Source organism: Pseudomonas oryzihabitans, from assembly GCF_001518815.1.
GTDB classification, from domain to species: domain Bacteria; phylum Pseudomonadota; class Gammaproteobacteria; order Pseudomonadales; family Pseudomonadaceae; genus Chryseomonas; species Chryseomonas oryzihabitans_E.
The window spans coordinates 2542505-2557487 of sequence record NZ_CP013987.1 but is presented as its reverse complement, the minus strand read 5'-3'; the positions used below and the strand labels follow the sequence as shown (position 1 = coordinate 2557487).

General features: G+C 65.7%; 13 protein-coding genes. 2 read left to right on the top strand and 11 right to left on the bottom strand.

Annotated elements, in window-relative coordinates; all coding sequences use genetic code 11:
• Positions 1-13 precede the first annotated feature (13 nt).
• Together APT59_RS11850 and APT59_RS11845 are read left to right on the top strand one after the other, a co-directional pair.
• Complete coding sequence (locus APT59_RS11850; protein WP_237140511.1) at positions 14-619, top strand: hypothetical protein; 606 nt, start codon at positions 14-16, stop codon at positions 617-619.
• Between the two features lie 355 nt (positions 620-974).
• Positions 975-1349 carry a histone-like nucleoid-structuring protein, MvaT/MvaU family gene (locus tag APT59_RS11845; RefSeq protein ID WP_059315025.1) on the top strand — a complete coding sequence of 125 codons (375 nt, stop codon included), beginning with the start codon at positions 975-977 and terminating at the stop codon, positions 1347-1349.
• A 293-nt stretch (positions 1350-1642) separates the two neighbouring features.
• Here the strand turns inward: APT59_RS11845 and APT59_RS11840 are convergent, their stop codons facing one another.
• From APT59_RS11840 to APT59_RS11795, 11 genes are all read right to left on the bottom strand, one after another.
• Positions 1643-2335 (bottom strand): response regulator, encoded by a 693-nt coding sequence (locus APT59_RS11840; RefSeq protein WP_059315024.1) that lies wholly within the window; start codon positions 2333-2335, stop codon positions 1643-1645.
• A 61-nt stretch (positions 2336-2396) separates the two neighbouring features.
• Positions 2397-5024, bottom strand: coding sequence for a sensor histidine kinase (locus APT59_RS11835; protein ID WP_059315023.1), 2628 nt, complete (start codon positions 5022-5024; stop codon positions 2397-2399).
• Positions 5021-5572 (bottom strand): potassium-transporting ATPase subunit KdpC, encoded by a 552-nt coding sequence (gene kdpC / locus APT59_RS11830; RefSeq protein ID WP_059315022.1) that lies wholly within the window; start codon positions 5570-5572, stop codon positions 5021-5023. The genes APT59_RS11835 and kdpC overlap by 4 nt, the downstream gene beginning before the upstream one ends.
• Positions 5573-5582: 10 nt before the next feature.
• Positions 5583-7613, bottom strand: coding sequence for a potassium-transporting ATPase subunit KdpB (gene kdpB, locus APT59_RS11825; RefSeq protein WP_059315021.1), 2031 nt, complete (start codon positions 7611-7613; stop codon positions 5583-5585).
• A 1-nt stretch (position 7614) separates the two neighbouring features.
• Complete coding sequence (gene kdpA, locus APT59_RS11820; RefSeq protein ID WP_059315020.1) at positions 7615-9312, bottom strand: potassium-transporting ATPase subunit KdpA; 1698 nt, start codon at positions 9310-9312, stop codon at positions 7615-7617.
• Positions 9313-9321: 9 nt separating this feature from the next.
• On the bottom strand, positions 9322-9411 hold the full coding sequence (locus tag APT59_RS22440) for a potassium-transporting ATPase subunit F (RefSeq protein WP_017640468.1): 90 nt from the start codon (positions 9409-9411) through the stop codon (positions 9322-9324).
• 142 nt (positions 9412-9553) lie between these two features.
• Positions 9554-9772, bottom strand: coding sequence for a hypothetical protein (locus APT59_RS11815; RefSeq protein ID WP_059315019.1), 219 nt, complete (start codon positions 9770-9772; stop codon positions 9554-9556).
• 337 nt (positions 9773-10109) lie between these two features.
• Complete coding sequence (locus APT59_RS22195; protein WP_082696338.1) at positions 10110-10322, bottom strand: hypothetical protein; 213 nt, start codon at positions 10320-10322, stop codon at positions 10110-10112.
• Between the two features lie 156 nt (positions 10323-10478).
• A complete protein-coding gene (gene acnB, locus APT59_RS11805; protein WP_059315017.1) occupies positions 10479-13079 on the bottom strand; it encodes a bifunctional aconitate hydratase 2/2-methylisocitrate dehydratase in 2601 nt (866 codons plus the stop codon).
• Positions 13080-13436: 357 nt separating this feature from the next.
• Positions 13437-14168 carry an aspartate/glutamate racemase family protein gene (locus APT59_RS11800; RefSeq protein WP_059315016.1) on the bottom strand — a complete coding sequence of 244 codons (732 nt, stop codon included), beginning with the start codon at positions 14166-14168 and terminating at the stop codon, positions 13437-13439.
• An 8-nt stretch (positions 14169-14176) separates the two neighbouring features.
• Complete coding sequence (locus APT59_RS11795) at positions 14177-14881, bottom strand: GntR family transcriptional regulator (RefSeq protein WP_059315015.1); 705 nt, start codon at positions 14879-14881, stop codon at positions 14177-14179.
• Positions 14882-14983 lie beyond the last annotated feature (102 nt).

The window sequence follows — 14983 nt, the reverse complement described above, 5'->3', positions numbered from 1 at the left end:
TCGGTGGCCTCCAATGCCCATCGTCGATACGCGGGGAGTGGCCATGAAGATCGCCTGTCTGGGCTGGGGGTCGTTGATCTGGAAGGCCGCGGAATTACCGGTGGCCTCGGATTGGTTCGTCGATGGACCCCGGTTGCCCATCGAGTTCGCTCGGGAGGGCGACAGCGGAGAGCTGGCCACGGTGCTCTGTGAGGATGCCGCGGACGTTCAGGTGTTCTGGGCCTACCTGGCTGTCGATAGCCTGGAAGAAGCCCGCGACGCCCTGCGCGAGCGCGAGGGCGTGCCGCGAGAACAGCCTGAGTGCATCGGCAGCTGGCCGAGCGGCCCGCAATCAGAGTTCCAGCAACGTATTGGCGAGTGGGCGCGTGCGAAGGAGCTGGAAGCGGTGGTCTGGACGGCCTTGCCACCCCGTAGCGCAGGGCTCAATCAGCGGATGCCTACGGTGGAAGAGGCGCTCGACTACCTGCGCAAACTCGATCCCGATCGTCAGACTCATGCGCGCGACTATATCCGTCGGACACCGGTGTCCATCGACACGGCGTACCGGCGGGTAATTGCGGAAACCTTCAATTGGTCACCATTGCCCGAAGCTCGTTCGGACGTGGAAGCATCGGCCTGACGCGCCTACCAGAGCCCTCTGGCCGAATTTCCTGGACATGCAAAAGTTGTGTCCAGGTGACTTTCACGGGATTGTTTTACTCCTTTTCCAGCATGAATCCTGCCGTGAACTACGGGGGTACAGTTGGCGCCTACCAATGTTGGCGCGCGCTCCATTAGGCACAACTGGCGCCAAGGGATTGGCTTTAGTTAAGGATTGCTTAATTAAATCAACTTTCGTTTGCAAGACAGGGTCTTTGCCGCGTCCCTTTTTATTTGTCACTGGCAACTCTGGCATTAATCCTTTATCTTCGCCTCCAACTTTCGCCCGTCAGCGAAGTCTCACGTCTCGCCGTTACTTTTCATCAGGAGTGCCTATGTCCCGTCTCGCCGAATTCCGTGCCGCCGAAGAACAACTTCGCGCCCAACTGCAATTGCTCGAAGATCTGAAGCAGGACAGTTCCCTGCAGAAGGAAATCGAATTCGAAAGCAAGCTGCAGGAGTTGATGGACGAATACCAGATGAACCTGGGCGATATCATTGGCATTCTGGATCCTAATGCTGCCCCCAAGCACAAGGCGCAGACGCCGCATCCGGAAAAGCCGGCTGGCAAGCGTCGTCCGCGCAGCACCAAGCGTTATCAGCACCCCAAGACTGGCGAAGTCATCGAAACCAAGGGTGGCAACCACAAGGTGCTCAAGGCCTGGAAAGCCGAACACGGCGCCGATACCGTCGAAGGCTGGCTGCAGTAAGTAGCTGCCGGGACGTCGGTCGGTAACAGCGCAAGGCTCCGCTACCGACCGGCATCCTTTTTCTGCTGTCCCTGATAGTTCTTGGTTGAGACCAGCAGCTGAAGTTGCAGTCGCCAGACTAGCGCGCGGTTTTTCGGCTTCTATCCGCTGAAAAGAGGCGGATGTCTGCCACTGCCATATCAGCTTCCGATGCGTATCCGTGGCGGCCAGTGCCAACGAGAAGGTTCGTCTTAGTGGCAAACACATGGCGGGCTGCCTTTGCCTATAGCGAAACCAATGCTGTCCCGATTCGCTCAACCGTTATCGGCGCGCAGGCGATAACCTACGCCAGGTTCGGTCACGATATAGCGTGGCGCTAGCGGATCGTCGGCCAACTTCTGCCGCAGATGACCGATCACGATGCGCAGGTAATGGCTGTCTTGGGCGTGGCTCGGCCCCCAGATATCGATCAGCAATTGGCGTTGAGTCACTACACGCCCGGGATGTTGGGCGAGGGCGGCCAGGACCGCGTATTCCTTACGTGTCAGGGCGATCTCGATACCGGCAAGAGTTACCTGTCTATAGGCGAAATCCACCCGAAGCGGGCCTACTTCCAGCGCTGCGGCCTGGTGGGCGGCTGTGGCGGGGGTTTGGCGTAACAGCGCGCGGCTGCGGGCGAGAAACTCCTGAATGCCGAAGGGCTTGGTGACATAGTCGTTGGCGCCGGCATCCAGGGCGCGGACCTTTTCGCGCTCGTCCGCCCGTACCGACAGCACCAGTACCGGTACCGTGGACCATTCGCGCAATTCGACCAGTACCTCCTGGCCATCGCGATCCGGCAGTCCCAGGTCGAGGATCACCAGATCCGGCTGGCCCAAGGCCGCCTGGGCGAGGCCATCCGTTCCGGTGGCCGCTTCACTGATCTGGTAGCCCTGGGCGGCGAGGCTGATGCGCAAGAACTTGCGGATCTGGGGTTCGTCGTCGATGACGAGGACGTGAGCAGGCATCTGGGGCTTTCCAGGCAGGAGGGCATCATCATAGCGTCTGGTGCTGCAGGGATACTTAGGCTTATTCCGCAGGTGGCGCCGCCGGCAGCGGCAGATGCATCCGCATCGTCGTACCCCGGCCGCCCAGGCCCTCGTCCACGCTGACCCGGCCGCCGTGCGCGCCCACCATGCCCTGACAGATCGCCAGGCCCAGGCCGGTGCCCTGGCCGCCCCGATCACCGCGCGCGGCGGTATAGAACATGTCGAAGATTCGCGAGCGGTCTTCCGGCGGAATGCCTGGGCCTTCATCGGCCACGGTGATCTGCAACTCGCCGTCCTGGCGACCCAGGCAGATCTCCAGGCGCCCACCGGGTGCGGAGAAGCGGATGGCGTTCTCCAGCACATTGACCAGGGCCTGTTCGATCAGCGCCGGATGCACCCAGAGGAGGGGCAAGCCCGGCTCGATCCGGGTGTCCACCTGCAGCCCGGTTAGCAGCGGCTGAAGACGCTGCAAGGCGCTGGCGAGAATGTCGCCGGGATCGACCCAGTCGCGGGCCAATTGCAGGCTGCCATGGCCTAGGCGGGTCATATCCAGCAGATTCTGGATATAGCGGTCGAGGCGCTCGGCCTCCTGGCGGGTAGCCTCCAGCAGCTCCTGGCGATCGCTGGCGGGAATGGCCTCACCCAGGGTGGCGAGGGCGTCGATGGAGCCACGCATCACCGTCAGTGGGGTGCGCAGGTCGTGGGATACCGAGGCCAGCAGGGCGCTGCGCAGCTGTTCGGTCTCGCCGTGCAGGCGGGCCGCCTCCAGATCTTCGCTGAGACGAACCCGGGCCAGGGCCTGGGCCAGCGGCTGCGCCAGGCTGGCCAGCTGACGACGTTCATCGTGATCCAGCGGCTGGGCGTCGTCGCAGCGCACGCCCAGGACGGCGAGGCTGCCGCTCTCGGCCAGCAGCGGCCACCACCACCAGCGACCGGACGGCAGGGTGTCGGTACCGCAACCGGCTGGCTTTTCCTGCTTCCAGGCCCACTCGGCGGCAATGCGCTCGTTATCGGCCAGGGCCAGATCTGCGGGCTGAGTCGCCAGCCGTTCGCCGTCTTCGGGCAACAGCAGGCAGACGTGCCGAGTGGTGGTGCCCAGCTGCTTGAATGTCACGCTGACCACCGCCTGGCGGTCGCTGGCGGCGCTCAGCTGGCGAGTGAAATCCAGCAGCGCCAGGGTCTCGCGTTGGGTCAGGCGCAGCGCCTGCAGCTGTCGCCGCTGGCGTGCGGCCAGGTTGCCGGTGAGCAGGGCCATCAGCAGGAAAAAGGCCAGGGTGAGTACATCCTGCTCGCGATTAATGGTCAGCGAGAAGGCAGGAGGTATGAACAGGACGTCATAGGCGACAAAGCCCAGCAGCGCGCAGAACAGCGCCGGACCGCGACTGCTGCGTACCGCCACCAGCAGGACGGCCGCGAGAAAGATCAGCGAGATGTTGGGTAGCTCCAGCAACCCGGAAAGGCCTTCGGCGATGGCCGCGGCCACGCCGGTCGCCAGGATGGCAACGCCATAGGGGCCAGGTTTCAGGGTTCGCCGGGGGCGCGTGGTGGGTGGAGCGTCGCGGTCCAGGTCGAGAATGGCGATCTCCAGCCCCTGTGCCAGGCGCAACAGGCGGCTGGCCAGGCGACGCCTCAGGCTGAAGCCGCGCGGGCGGCCGCGGCCGATCAGCAGCACGCTGGCGCGCTGGTCGCGGGCATGACGGACCAGCGCCCGGGCGGGATCGCTGTCGCGCAGGGTCAGCACCTCGCCGCCGAGTCGCTCGGCCAGGCGCTGGCTGGCTTGCAGGTTGGTGCGGGCGGCATCGTCCAAAGGCTGACCGGTGTCGACGTGGACGAGGGTCCAGGGCAGGTGGCGCTGGTCGGCCAGGCGGCTGGCGTGGCGCACCAGGCGTTCCGCCGAAGGGGCGGTGCCAGCGCCGACGATCAGCCGGCCCAGCAGCGGCGGCGCGGCCTGGCCCTGCTGGCGGTATCTCAGGGCGAGCGCCGAATCCACCTGGGCCGCAGCCGTGCGCATGGCCAGTTCACGGAGGGCGGTGAGGTTGGTCTGGCTGAAGAAGGCGTCGATGGCGGCACGGGCCTGCTCGGGTACATAGACCTTGCCCTCGCGCAGGCGCTCCAGCAGTTCTCGCGGTGGCAGGTCGATGAGCACCAGGTCATCGGCATCGAGCAGCACCTGGTCCGGTACCGTCTCGCGAACCTGCACGCCAGTGATGTCGCGCACCTCGTCGTTGAGACTTTCCAGGTGCTGGACATTGACGGTGGTATAGACGTGGACACCGGCGGCCAGCAGATCCTCCACGTCCTGCCAACGCTTGGCATGGCGACTGCCGGAGGCGTTGCTGTGGGCCAGTTCGTCGACCAGCACCAGCTCCGGCGGATCGGCCAGCAGGCCTTCCAGATCCAGTTCGGTGAGCTTGAGGCCACGGTGCTCCACCCGTCGCAGAGGCTGCTGCGGCAGGCCGGCGAGGAGGGCGGCGGTCTCCCGGCGCCCATGAGTCTCGACGATGCCGGCCCGTACCCGGCGGCCCTGGCGCAGGGCGGTCTGGGCCGCCTGCAGCATGGCGTAGGTCTTGCCGACACCCGGCGCCGCCCCGAGGAAGACCTTGAGGCGACCACGCCCTTCGCGGTGTTCGGCGAGCAGCGCCTCGGCGCGCCCGGTGTTGTCGGTCATGGGGCCAGTTCCGCCAGGGCCAGATTGAGAAGCAGGACATTAACTGTTGCCGGTCCGATGCGCGAGGTTCGTGTCTGCTCGCGTACCAGGGCTTCCAGCCGCTCCGGTGGGAGGCCGCGCGCGGCGGCGATACGGGCGATCTGGTAGCGGGCGCCGGCCGGGCTGAGGTCAGGATCCAGGCCGCTGGCGGAGGTGGTCACCAGTTCCTGGGGCACCGGTCCTTGGCCGGCCGCCAGCACGTCCGGCATGGCCTTTTCGATCCGCTCGCGCAACGCTGGCGCCGACTGCGCCAGGTTGCTGGCGCTGCTGGAGACGGTGGCGTAGTCGCCGGCCGAAGGACGCGGCTGGAACCACTCGGGGCCAGTGAATTGCTGGGCGATCAGGCGGGAGCCGATGACGCTGCCGTCGTCGCGACGGATCAGGCTCCCGCCGGCCTGGTCGGCGAACAGCGCCTGGCCGAGCACCGTCACCAACAAGGGATAGACGCCGCCGGTGAGGGCCGTGAGCAGCAGGAGCATCAGCACGGCGGAACGGAATTGCATGAGCATGGCAGTCTCCTCAGACCAGACCAAGGGCGCCGAGCGCCAGGTCGATAGCTTTGATGCCGATGAAGGGCACGGCGATACCGCCCAGCCCATAGATCAACAGGTTGCGGCGCAAGAGGGCGGCAGCGCTGGCGGCCTTGACCCGTACCCCGCGCAATGCCAGGGGAATCAGCGCGACGATGATCAGGGCGTTGAAGACGATGGCCGAAAGGATGGCGCTCTGCGGACTGGCCAGGTGCATCACGTTGAGCGCGTTCAGCTGCGGATAGATGCCGGCGAACAGCGCCGGCAGGATGGCGAAGTACTTGGCTACGTCATTGGCCACCGAAAAGGTGGTCAGGGCGCCGCGGGTCACCAGCAGCTCCTTGCCCACCTGCACCACGTCGAGCAGCTTGGTAGGGTCCGAATCCAGGTCCACCAGGTTGGCGGCCTCGCGGGCGGCCTGGGTGCCGTCGTTCATCGCCATGCCGACATCGGCCTGGGCCAGAGCAGGGGCGTCATTGGCGCCGTCGCCGCACATGGCCACCAGCTTGCCTTCGGCCTGTTCGCTGCGGATGCGCTCCAGCTTCTTCTCCGGGGTGGCTTCGGCGATGACATCGTCCACGCCCGCCTCGGCGGCGATGGCGGTGGCGGTCAGGGGGTTGTCGCCGGTCACCATCACGGTGCGGATGCCGAGGGTCCGCAGCTCGGCGAAGCGCTCGCGAATCCCCGGCTTGACCACGTCCTTGAGGTGGATGGCGCCCAGCAGCCGGCCTTCGCCGCAGACCAGCAGCGGGGTACCGCCACTCTTGGCGATGGTCTCGATCTCCCGGGCCAGCACCTCCGGCAGGTCGGCGCGGGTCTGGCCGAGAAACATCAGCACGGCGTCCACTGCCCCCTTGCGGTACTCACGGCCCTGCCAGTCGATGCCCGACAGGCGCGTCTCGGCGCTGAAGGGGATGGGCGCGACCTGGGCGCGTGGCGGCTCTTCCAGCGGGTGCAGGTTGCGCAGGTACTCAACTACCGAGCGGCCTTCCGGGGTCTCGTCGGCCAGCGATGCATAGAGGGCACCCTCGGCCAGGGCCTTGGGGGTGATGCCCTGGGCGGCGTACAGGGCGCTGCAGCGGCGGTTGCCGAAGGTAATGGTGCCGGTCTTGTCCAGCAGCAGGGTATGGACGTCCCCGGCGGCCTCCACGGCGCGACCCGAGGTGGCGATCACGTTCAGCCGCACCAGGCGATCCATGCCGGCGATGCCGATGGCCGAGAGCAAACCGCCGATGGTGGTGGGGATCAGCGTCACCAGCAGGGCCACCAGGAACAGCAGCGGCAGCTCGCCACCGGCCAGGGCGGCGAAGGGCTGCAGGGTCACCACCACCAGCAGGAAGATCAGCGTCAGGCCGATCAGCAGGATGTCCAGCGCGACCTCGTTAGGGGTCTTCTGGCGCTTGGCGCCTTCCACCAGGGCGATCATGCGGTCCAGGGTCGATTCGCCGGGGTTGGCGGTGATGCGCACCCGGATCCAGTCCGACACCACGCGGGTATTGCCGGTGACTGCCGAGCGATCGCCGCCGGATTCACGGATCACCGGCGCCGATTCACCGGTGATGGCCGCCTCGTTGACCGCGGCCACGCCCTCGATGATCTCGCCGTCGCCGGGGATCAGCTCGCCGGCTTCCACCCGCACGATCTGCCCCTTGCGCAGCGAGCTGGCCGGCACCATCTGGTTCTCGCCGTTTTCCTCAAGGCGTGCGGCGAGATTCTGGCCAATGCCCTTGAGGCTGTCGGCGCGGGCCTTGCCGCGGCCTTCGGCGAGGGCTTCGGCGAAGTTGGCGAACAGCAGGGTGAACCACAGCCAGAGGGTGATCTGCACCGCCACCCCGGTGCTGACGCCATTGTTCGGCGCCAGGCACAGCAGGGTGGAGAACAGCGCGGTGATCTCCACCACGAACATCACTGGCGAGCGGATCTGCTGCCGTGGGTCGAGCTTGACGAAGGCCTGCCGCAGCGCCTGGCGCCAGAGGTTGCCAGGAGTGGGCGTGGGCAGGGTGTGGGTCTGGGCATCCATTTCAGCGGACTCCGAACAGTTGCAGATGGTCGGCGATCGGCCCCAGGGCGAGCGTCGGCAGGAAGGTCAGGCCTCCCACCAGCAGCAGGGTGATCACCAGCAGGGTGACGAACAGCGGGCCGTGGGTGGGGAAGCTGTTGGGGCCGAGCGGGACGGCACGCTTGGCCGCCAGGCTGCCGGCAATGGCCAGGACCGGCAGGATGTAGCCGAAGCGGCCGATCAGCAGGGCCAGGCTCAGCATCAGGTTGTGGAAGGGCGTATTGGCGCCGAAGCCACCAAAGGCCGAGCCGTTGTTGGCCGTGGCCGAGGTATAGGCATAGAGCAGCTGGCTGAAGCCATGGGGGCCCGTGGCCGCGATGCCAGCTACACCAGCCGGGACGCTGGCGGCGATGGCGCCCAGCACCAGCACGCCCAGTGGCATCACCAGCAGGGTCGCCACCAACAGCCGCACCTCGGGTGCCTCCAGCTTCTTGCCCAAGTACTCCGGCGTGCGGCCGACCATGAGGCCGGCGATGAAGACGGCGATCAGCACGTTGAGCAGCATGCCGTAGAGACCGGCCCCGACGCCGCCGAATATCACCTCGCCGAGCATCATGTTGAACAGTGCGACCAGGCCGGTCAGGGGTGCCAGGCTGTCGTGCATGGCATTCACCGAGCCGTTGGACGCGGCGGTGGTCACCGTCGCCCAGAGTGCGGAGGCAGTCCCGCCCAGGCGCGTTTCCAGGCCTTCCATCGAGGCTCCCTGGGTGATCGCCAGATTGGTCAGGGCCGGGTTGGCCTGGCTCTGGGCGGCGATGGCGACCGTGGCGCCGATTGCCAGCAGGCCGAACATGGCGGCGAAAATCGCCCAGCTTTGCCGCCGATCCTTGACGTAGTGACCGAAGCTGAATACCAGGGCCGCAGGAATCATGAGGATGGCCGACAGCTCCAGCAGATCGCTCAGTGCGGTGGGGTTCTCGAAGGGATGCGCCGAGTTGACGCCAAAGAAGCCGCCGCCGTTGGTGCCCAGCTGCTTGATCGCGATCTGGCTCGCGGCTGGCCCCAGCGGCAGCGTCTGAGTCGCGCCCTGCAGGGTGGTGGCGTCGACATAGGGCATGAAGGTCTGGGGCACGCCCTGCCAGATCAGCAGCAGCGCCAACGGCAGGCACAACGGCAGCAGGACATAGAAGACCACCCGGAACAGGTCCACCCAGAAATTACCGATCTCCTGGGCGCTACGCCGGGCGATGCCGCGCGCCAGGGCGGCGAGCACCGCCACGCCTACCGAGGCGCTGACGAAGTTCTGCACGCCCAGGCCGACCATCTGGCTGAAGTAGCTTAGCGAGGCCTCGCCGCTGTAGGCCTGCCAGTTGGTGTTGGTCACGAAACTGATGGCGGTGTTCAGCGCAAGCGTCCACTCCAGGCCAGGCAGCTGCTGCGGATTGAGTGGTAGACCGCCCTGCAGCAGCAGGATGGCGAACAGCAGCGCGATTCCCAGCCCGTTGAATAGCACCAGGGCGATGGCATAGGTGCGCCAGTCCTGACCACGGCCGTCGGTGCCCGCCACCTTTAGCGTCAGGCGCTCCAGGGGCGTGCCGACAAAGCTCAGCCAGGTCCGCTCGCCTTCCAGCGCACGGTAGAAGTAGCGCCCCAGGAAGGGCGCGGGAAGAAAGGTCAGGGCCAGGAAGGCCAGGATCAGGAACGCGGCTTGGCTGTCCATGCCGCCTCCCTAGGAGCGGCCGGCGCGCAACAGCGCCGCCAGCAGATAGACGAACAGACCCAGTGCCAGAAGCAGGGCCAGAAGATTCCAGGGGGTCATCACGAGTTCTCCAGAGACGGCAGCTGCCGCGTGGAGAAATTGTCAGGAGGAGGGGCGTAAAGAAGCGAGGCGGGGAAGGTTGGCGGGGCGTAAAGAAAGCGTTAAATCGGCCCCACCCGCCAGTGCTGGCGGGGCCTGGAGACTATTGCTTGGGTGCGTTCTGCTGTTCTTCCTTGGCCTTCTTGTTGGCCTCGTGGTGACCAATGGCGCAGCCTGCGGCGGCACCGGCAACGCCGTGACCCCCGGCGACATGGCCCGCGGCGCCGCCGACCACGGCGCCCTTGACGCAACCGGCGGCGAAGGTGGCTTGGCTAGCGCCGAGTAGCAGAGCGGAAAGGGCAAGGGTAGGCAGGAGTTTCATGGTGGCGACCTCTCGTGGGTGCGAAGTAATGTCCTGTAACAATTGACCTTCACCAGCCTCGCCAGTTCTCCCGCGCTACAGCTTGGCTACCAAGTCGTCTTGGACGCCATTAATCACCTGGGTCGTCGGCGTACTATCGATATCGCGGCCATGGGCCGCTCTACAGCCATACCTGAACCTAAGGAGCGGCCCATGGCCGCGATACGGACTGGGTTTGGGGATGACGTGAAGAGTCTGCGTTAAAGCCGTCTCAGGCGCTGTGCGAATGGCTGCTTCGGTGAATAGTCGTGATGCTGATAGCGACTCATGTCCTGTTCTGGAAAGCGCCTTATCGCATTCAGGAATGACCGTGCTGCTGTTCTTCCTTCGCCTTCGCCGCCAGGTGATGGCCGATGAAACAGCCGGCGACTGCGCCGGCGATGGCGTGGTGTCCGGCCACATGTCCCGCCACGCCGGCAACCACGGCGCCCTTGATACAACCCGCTGCCATCGTCGTCTGGCCGAGACCGAGCAACAGCGTGGATAGGCTCACGATGACAAGACGTTTCATGGGGTGATCTCGGCAGAAGGAAAGCCTTAGCGTAGGGCGTCTGAGTTAACCGCCGCTTAAGGCCGGCTCAGGGGAAGGAGCCGTCCTGGCGAGCCAGGATCGCGGCGCATAAAAAAACCGCCCCGAAGGGCGGCTTTTCAGTACCGCAGGCTGGCGTCAGACTTCGACGGCGGCGATACGGGCTTTCTCGGCGCTTTCACGGAATTCGGCGATCTGGTCGAAGCTCAGGTAGCGGTAGACGTCCGCTGCCATGCTGTCGATGCTCTTCGCGTATTCCATGTACTCCTCAACGCTAGGCAGCTTGCCCAAGATCGAAGCCACTGCGGCCAGTTCCGCCGAGGCCAGGTAGACGTTGGCGCCGTCGCCCAGGCGATTGGGGAAGTTACGGGTGGAGGTGGAGACCACGGTGGCGTTGGCGGCCACACGGGCCTGGTTGCCCATGCACAGCGAGCAGCCCGGCATTTCCATGCGCGCGCCAGCCTTGCCGTAGATGCCGTAGTAGCCTTCCTCGGTCAGCTGGTGCTGGTCCATCTTGGTCGGCGGCGACAGCCACAGGCGGGTCGGAATCGAGCCCTTGACCTTGTCCAGCAGCTTGCCGGCAGCGCGGAAGTGACCAATGTTGGTCATGCAGGAACCGATGAACACCTCGTCGATCTTGTCGCCGGCCACCTGGGACAGCAGGCGGGCGTCATCCGGATCGTTGGGCGCGCACAGAACCGGCTCGTTGACCTCGGCCAGGTCGATCTCGATGACTTCGCTGTATTCGGCATCGGCATCGGCAGCCAGCAGTTCCGGGTTGGCGATCCAGGCTTCCATGGCGCGCGCGCGGCGCTCCAGGGTACGGGGATCACCGTAGCCTTCCTCGATCATCCAGCGCAGCAGGGTGATGTTGGACTGCAGGTACTCGGTGATGGACTCGGGCGACAGCTTGATGGTGCAGCCGGCAGCGGAACGCTCGGCGGAGGCATCGGACAGCTCGAACGCCTGCTCCACGGTCAGGTCTTCCAGGCCTTCGATCTCGAGGATGCGGCCGGAGAAGATGTTCTTCTTGCCCTTCTTCTCGACGGTCAGCAGGCCCTTCTGGATGGCGTAGTAGGGGATGGCATGCACCAGGTCACGCAGGGTGATCCCGGGCTGCATCTTGCCCTTGAAGCGCACCAGTACCGACTCGGGCATGTCCAGCGGCATCACGCCGGTGGCAGCGGCGAAGGCCACCAGGCCCGAACCGGCCGGGAAGGAGATGCCGATCGGGAAGCGGGTGTGGGAATCGCCACCGGTGCCGACGGTGTCGGGCAGCAGCATGCGGTTCAGCCAGCTGTGGATGATGCCGTCGCCAGGACGCAGGGAGACACCGCCACGGGTACGGATGAAATCCGGCAGGGTGTGGTGGGTCTTGACGTCGATGGGCTTGGGATAGGCCGCGGTGTGGCAGAAGGACTGCATCACCAGGTCGGCGGAGAAGCCCAGGCAGGCCAGGTCCTTCAGCTCGTCACGGGTCATCGGGCCAGTGGTGTCCTGGGAACCGACGGTGGTCATCTTCGGCTCGCAGTAGGTGCCGGGGCGCACGCCCTCGACGCCGCAGGCCTTGCCGACCATCTTCTGCGCCAGGGTGTAGCCCTTGGTGCTCTCGGCCGGCTGGTCCGGCTTGTTGAACAGGTCGGACGGGCCCATGCCCAATTCGGCGCGCGCCTTCTCGGTCAGGCCGCGGCCGACGATCAGCGGGATACGGCCGCCGGCGCGGACTTCGTCCAGCAGCACGGGGGTCTTGAGTTCGAAGGTGGCGACGATTTCATCGCTGCCATGGCGGGTGACCTTGCCAGCCTTGGGATAGACGTCGATGACGTCGCCCATTTCCAGGGCGGACACATCGAACTCGATCGGCAGGGCGCCGGCGTCTTCCATGGTGTTGTAGAAGATCGGGGCGATCTTGGAACCGAAGCAGAAGCCGCCCGCGCGCTTGTTGGGCACGTAGGGGATGTCGTCGCCGAAGAACCACAGCACCGAGTTGGTGGCGGACTTGCGGGAAGAGCCGGTACCGACCACGTCACCGACGTAGGCGACCGGGAAGCCCTTGGCACGTACTTCCTCGATCTGCTTCAGCGGACCGATGCTGCCTTGCTGCTCGGGCACGATGCCGTCGCGAGCCATCTTCAGCATGGCCAGGGCGTGCAGCGGGATGTCCGGACGCGACCAGGCGTCGGGCGCGGGGGAGAGGTCGTCGGTGTTGGTTTCGCCAGGCACCTTGAACACGGTCAGGGTGTACTTCTCGGCGATTTCCGGACGCTTTTTGTACCACTCGCCTTCGGCCCAGGATTGCAGGACAGCCTTGGCGTGGGTGTTGCCGGCCTTGGCCTTCTCGGCCACGTCGTGGAAGGCGTCGAACATCAGCAGGGTGTGCTTGAGTTGTTCGGCGGCCACGGCGGCCAGTTCGGCATCGTCCAGCAGCTCGACCAGGGTGGCGATGTTGTAGCCGCCCTGCATGGTGCCCAGCAGTTCGGTGGCACGCTGCCTGGAGATCAGTGGGGACTGGGCCTCGCCCTTGGCGACGGCGGAGAGGAAGCCAGCCTTGACGTAGGCAGCTTCGTCGACGCCCGGCGGGACGCGGTTGGTAATGAGGTCGACGAGGAAGGCTTCCTCACCGGCAGGGGGATTCTTCAGCAGTTCGACCAGACCGGCCGTTTGCTCGGCGTTCAGCGGCTGGGGCACGATGCCCTGGGCGGCACGCTCTTCTACGTGGTTACGATAGGCTTCAAGCACGGGTTGACCCTCATCAGTGGTCCAATATTGCGTCCGGGGGCTGGCGCCCCGAAATGTATCCGGCAGGGTTTGACGGGGGAGGCTGCGGGCAGGACCACCGTCACGCCGGACGCACTCCGCTAGAAGCTGTTTTCAAAGTTTTACGCCGGCTGCTGCAAGGCAGGTCGGGCAGTTGGCGGTTGATGAGGCCGCCGCTGCCCGGAAGGTCGCCGGAAACTTTGCTCGTGACGCTTTGAAAACAGCTTCGTATCGGACATTGCGCCTATAAGGCTGCCTAATTCTACGCCAAGCCTCTGGCGAAGTTAAGCGCTGCGTTGTCGCATCGTGTGCGTCACGCTGTTAGACCTTGGCCGTAGTCTAGCGGCCCAGATGCGCGAAGCGCCCGGTGAAGGGCTTGGCGATGGGATAGGCCAGGTCGCCGTGCTTGCTGGTCCCCAGGCCCAGGTCGACCAGGGACTCGGCCAGCTTGACCGCGGCGCTCACGCCTTCGATCACCGGGACGCCGATGGCCTCGCTCAGGGCTTCGCGCAGATCGGCCATGCCGCCGCAGCCCAGCACGATGGCGCCGGCACCTTCCTCGTCACGCGCCCGGCGCCCTTCGGCGGCGATCAGCTCGATCAGGCTGTCGTCCGCGTCCTCCAGTGCCAGCACTGGCAGATCGATGCAGCGCACCGAGGTGCACAGCTCGGCGAAGCCATATCGCTGCAGCAGATGCTCGGCAATGATGCGCGTACGGGTGAGGGTGGTCACCACGGCGAAGCGGGTGGCCAGCAGGCTGGCCAGATGGAAGCCAGCCTCGGCGATGCCGAGCACTGGCCCCTTGGCCATTTCCCGTGCCGCGAGCAGGCCTGGATCGCCAAAGCAGGCGATGACATGGGCGGCGCAGCCGGCTTCGACGCCCTTGCGCATCTCCTCGATCACTCCGACCGCGGCTACCGCCTCGTCATAGTGACTTTCGATGGAGACCGGGCCGGCCTCGGGATTGCTGGCGAGAATGGTGGTACCTGGGCGGGCGATGGCCTGGGCTGCGCGGCCGATCTTGGCGGTCATGCCGGCACTGGTATTGGGGTTGATGACCTGAATCTGCATGGGACGCCTCAACTGCGTTTGAAGATGCTGCGGAAATCAGGCTCGGCGGCCACGGGCCGGTCGATCCTGAGGGATTCACGGATCAGGCGCAGGTGCTGCGCCATCCAGTCGCTGGCGGCCGCGCCCTGGCCCTCGGCGAGCAGGTCCAGCAGCTCGCCGTGCTGGCCGCAATCGCAGCCCAGGCTGTGGTGCGAACCATAGATGGCGATCAGCAGCGATGAGCGACTGGCTAGCTGGGCGACCTGCTCGGTCAGTACCTGATTGTCGGCCAGGGCCGCGAGTTCGACGTGGAAGCGCGCGGACAGCTGGATCGCCAGGCTGTGGCGCCCGCCATGCTGGGCCTCGTGCTCCTCGCTACAGAGCTGCCGCAAGGGAGCCAGTTGGGCGCTGTCGATCCGGGCGGCCACCAGGGGCATCAAGGCGGGTTCGATCAGTTGGCGCGCAGCCAGGATGTCCTGGGCTTCCTTGGCGGTGGGTTGGGCGACCTGGGCGCCGCGATTGGCGCGCAAGGTCACCAGCCGCTCCAGGGCCAGCCGCTGCAGCACCTTGCGAATGCCGGTTCGGCTGATGCCGAAGGTTTCCGCCAGGGTGTCTTCCGGCAGCCGAGTGCCTGGGGTCAGTCGATGCTCGACGATGGCGTCGAGAATGTCCTGGTAGATCCGCTCGTCCCGGGGAGAGGCGGCAACGGCGAGTGGTGAGGGGGCTGCACCCATGGGCTAACTCCGGCGATTTGGATGAATTGTATACAGAAATGCCGCGCGCGACGATGGGCGAGAAACACCACCCCTGTGCGCCAAGGTAGCGCCTGGCCGCCA

Bases quoted from the DNA above. Each gene is read 5' to 3' on its own strand.
- APT59_RS11850 (WP_237140511.1), top strand. From the start codon at position 14: ATGCCCATCGTCGATACGCGGGGAGTGGCCATGAAGATCGCCTGTCTG.
- APT59_RS11845 (WP_059315025.1), top strand. From the start codon at position 975: ATGTCCCGTCTCGCCGAATTCCGTGCCGCCGAAGAACAACTTCGCGCC.
- APT59_RS11840 (WP_059315024.1), bottom strand. From the start codon at position 2,335: ATGCCTGCTCACGTCCTCGTCATCGACGACGAACCCCAGATCCGCAAG.
- APT59_RS11835 (WP_059315023.1), bottom strand. From the start codon at position 5,024: ATGACCGACAACACCGGGCGCGCCGAGGCGCTGCTCGCCGAACACCGC.
- kdpC (WP_059315022.1), bottom strand. From the start codon at position 5,572: ATGCTCATGCAATTCCGTTCCGCCGTGCTGATGCTCCTGCTGCTCACG.
- kdpB (WP_059315021.1), bottom strand. From the start codon at position 7,613: ATGGATGCCCAGACCCACACCCTGCCCACGCCCACTCCTGGCAACCTC.
- kdpA (WP_059315020.1), bottom strand. From the start codon at position 9,312: ATGGACAGCCAAGCCGCGTTCCTGATCCTGGCCTTCCTGGCCCTGACC.
- APT59_RS22440 (WP_017640468.1), bottom strand. From the start codon at position 9,411: ATGACCCCCTGGAATCTTCTGGCCCTGCTTCTGGCACTGGGTCTGTTC.
- APT59_RS11815 (WP_059315019.1), bottom strand. From the start codon at position 9,772: ATGAAACTCCTGCCTACCCTTGCCCTTTCCGCTCTGCTACTCGGCGCT.
- APT59_RS22195 (WP_082696338.1), bottom strand. From the start codon at position 10,322: ATGAAACGTCTTGTCATCGTGAGCCTATCCACGCTGTTGCTCGGTCTC.
- APT59_RS11800 (WP_059315016.1), bottom strand. From the start codon at position 14,168: ATGCAGATTCAGGTCATCAACCCCAATACCAGTGCCGGCATGACCGCC.
- APT59_RS11795 (WP_059315015.1), bottom strand. From the start codon at position 14,881: ATGGGTGCAGCCCCCTCACCACTCGCCGTTGCCGCCTCTCCCCGGGAC.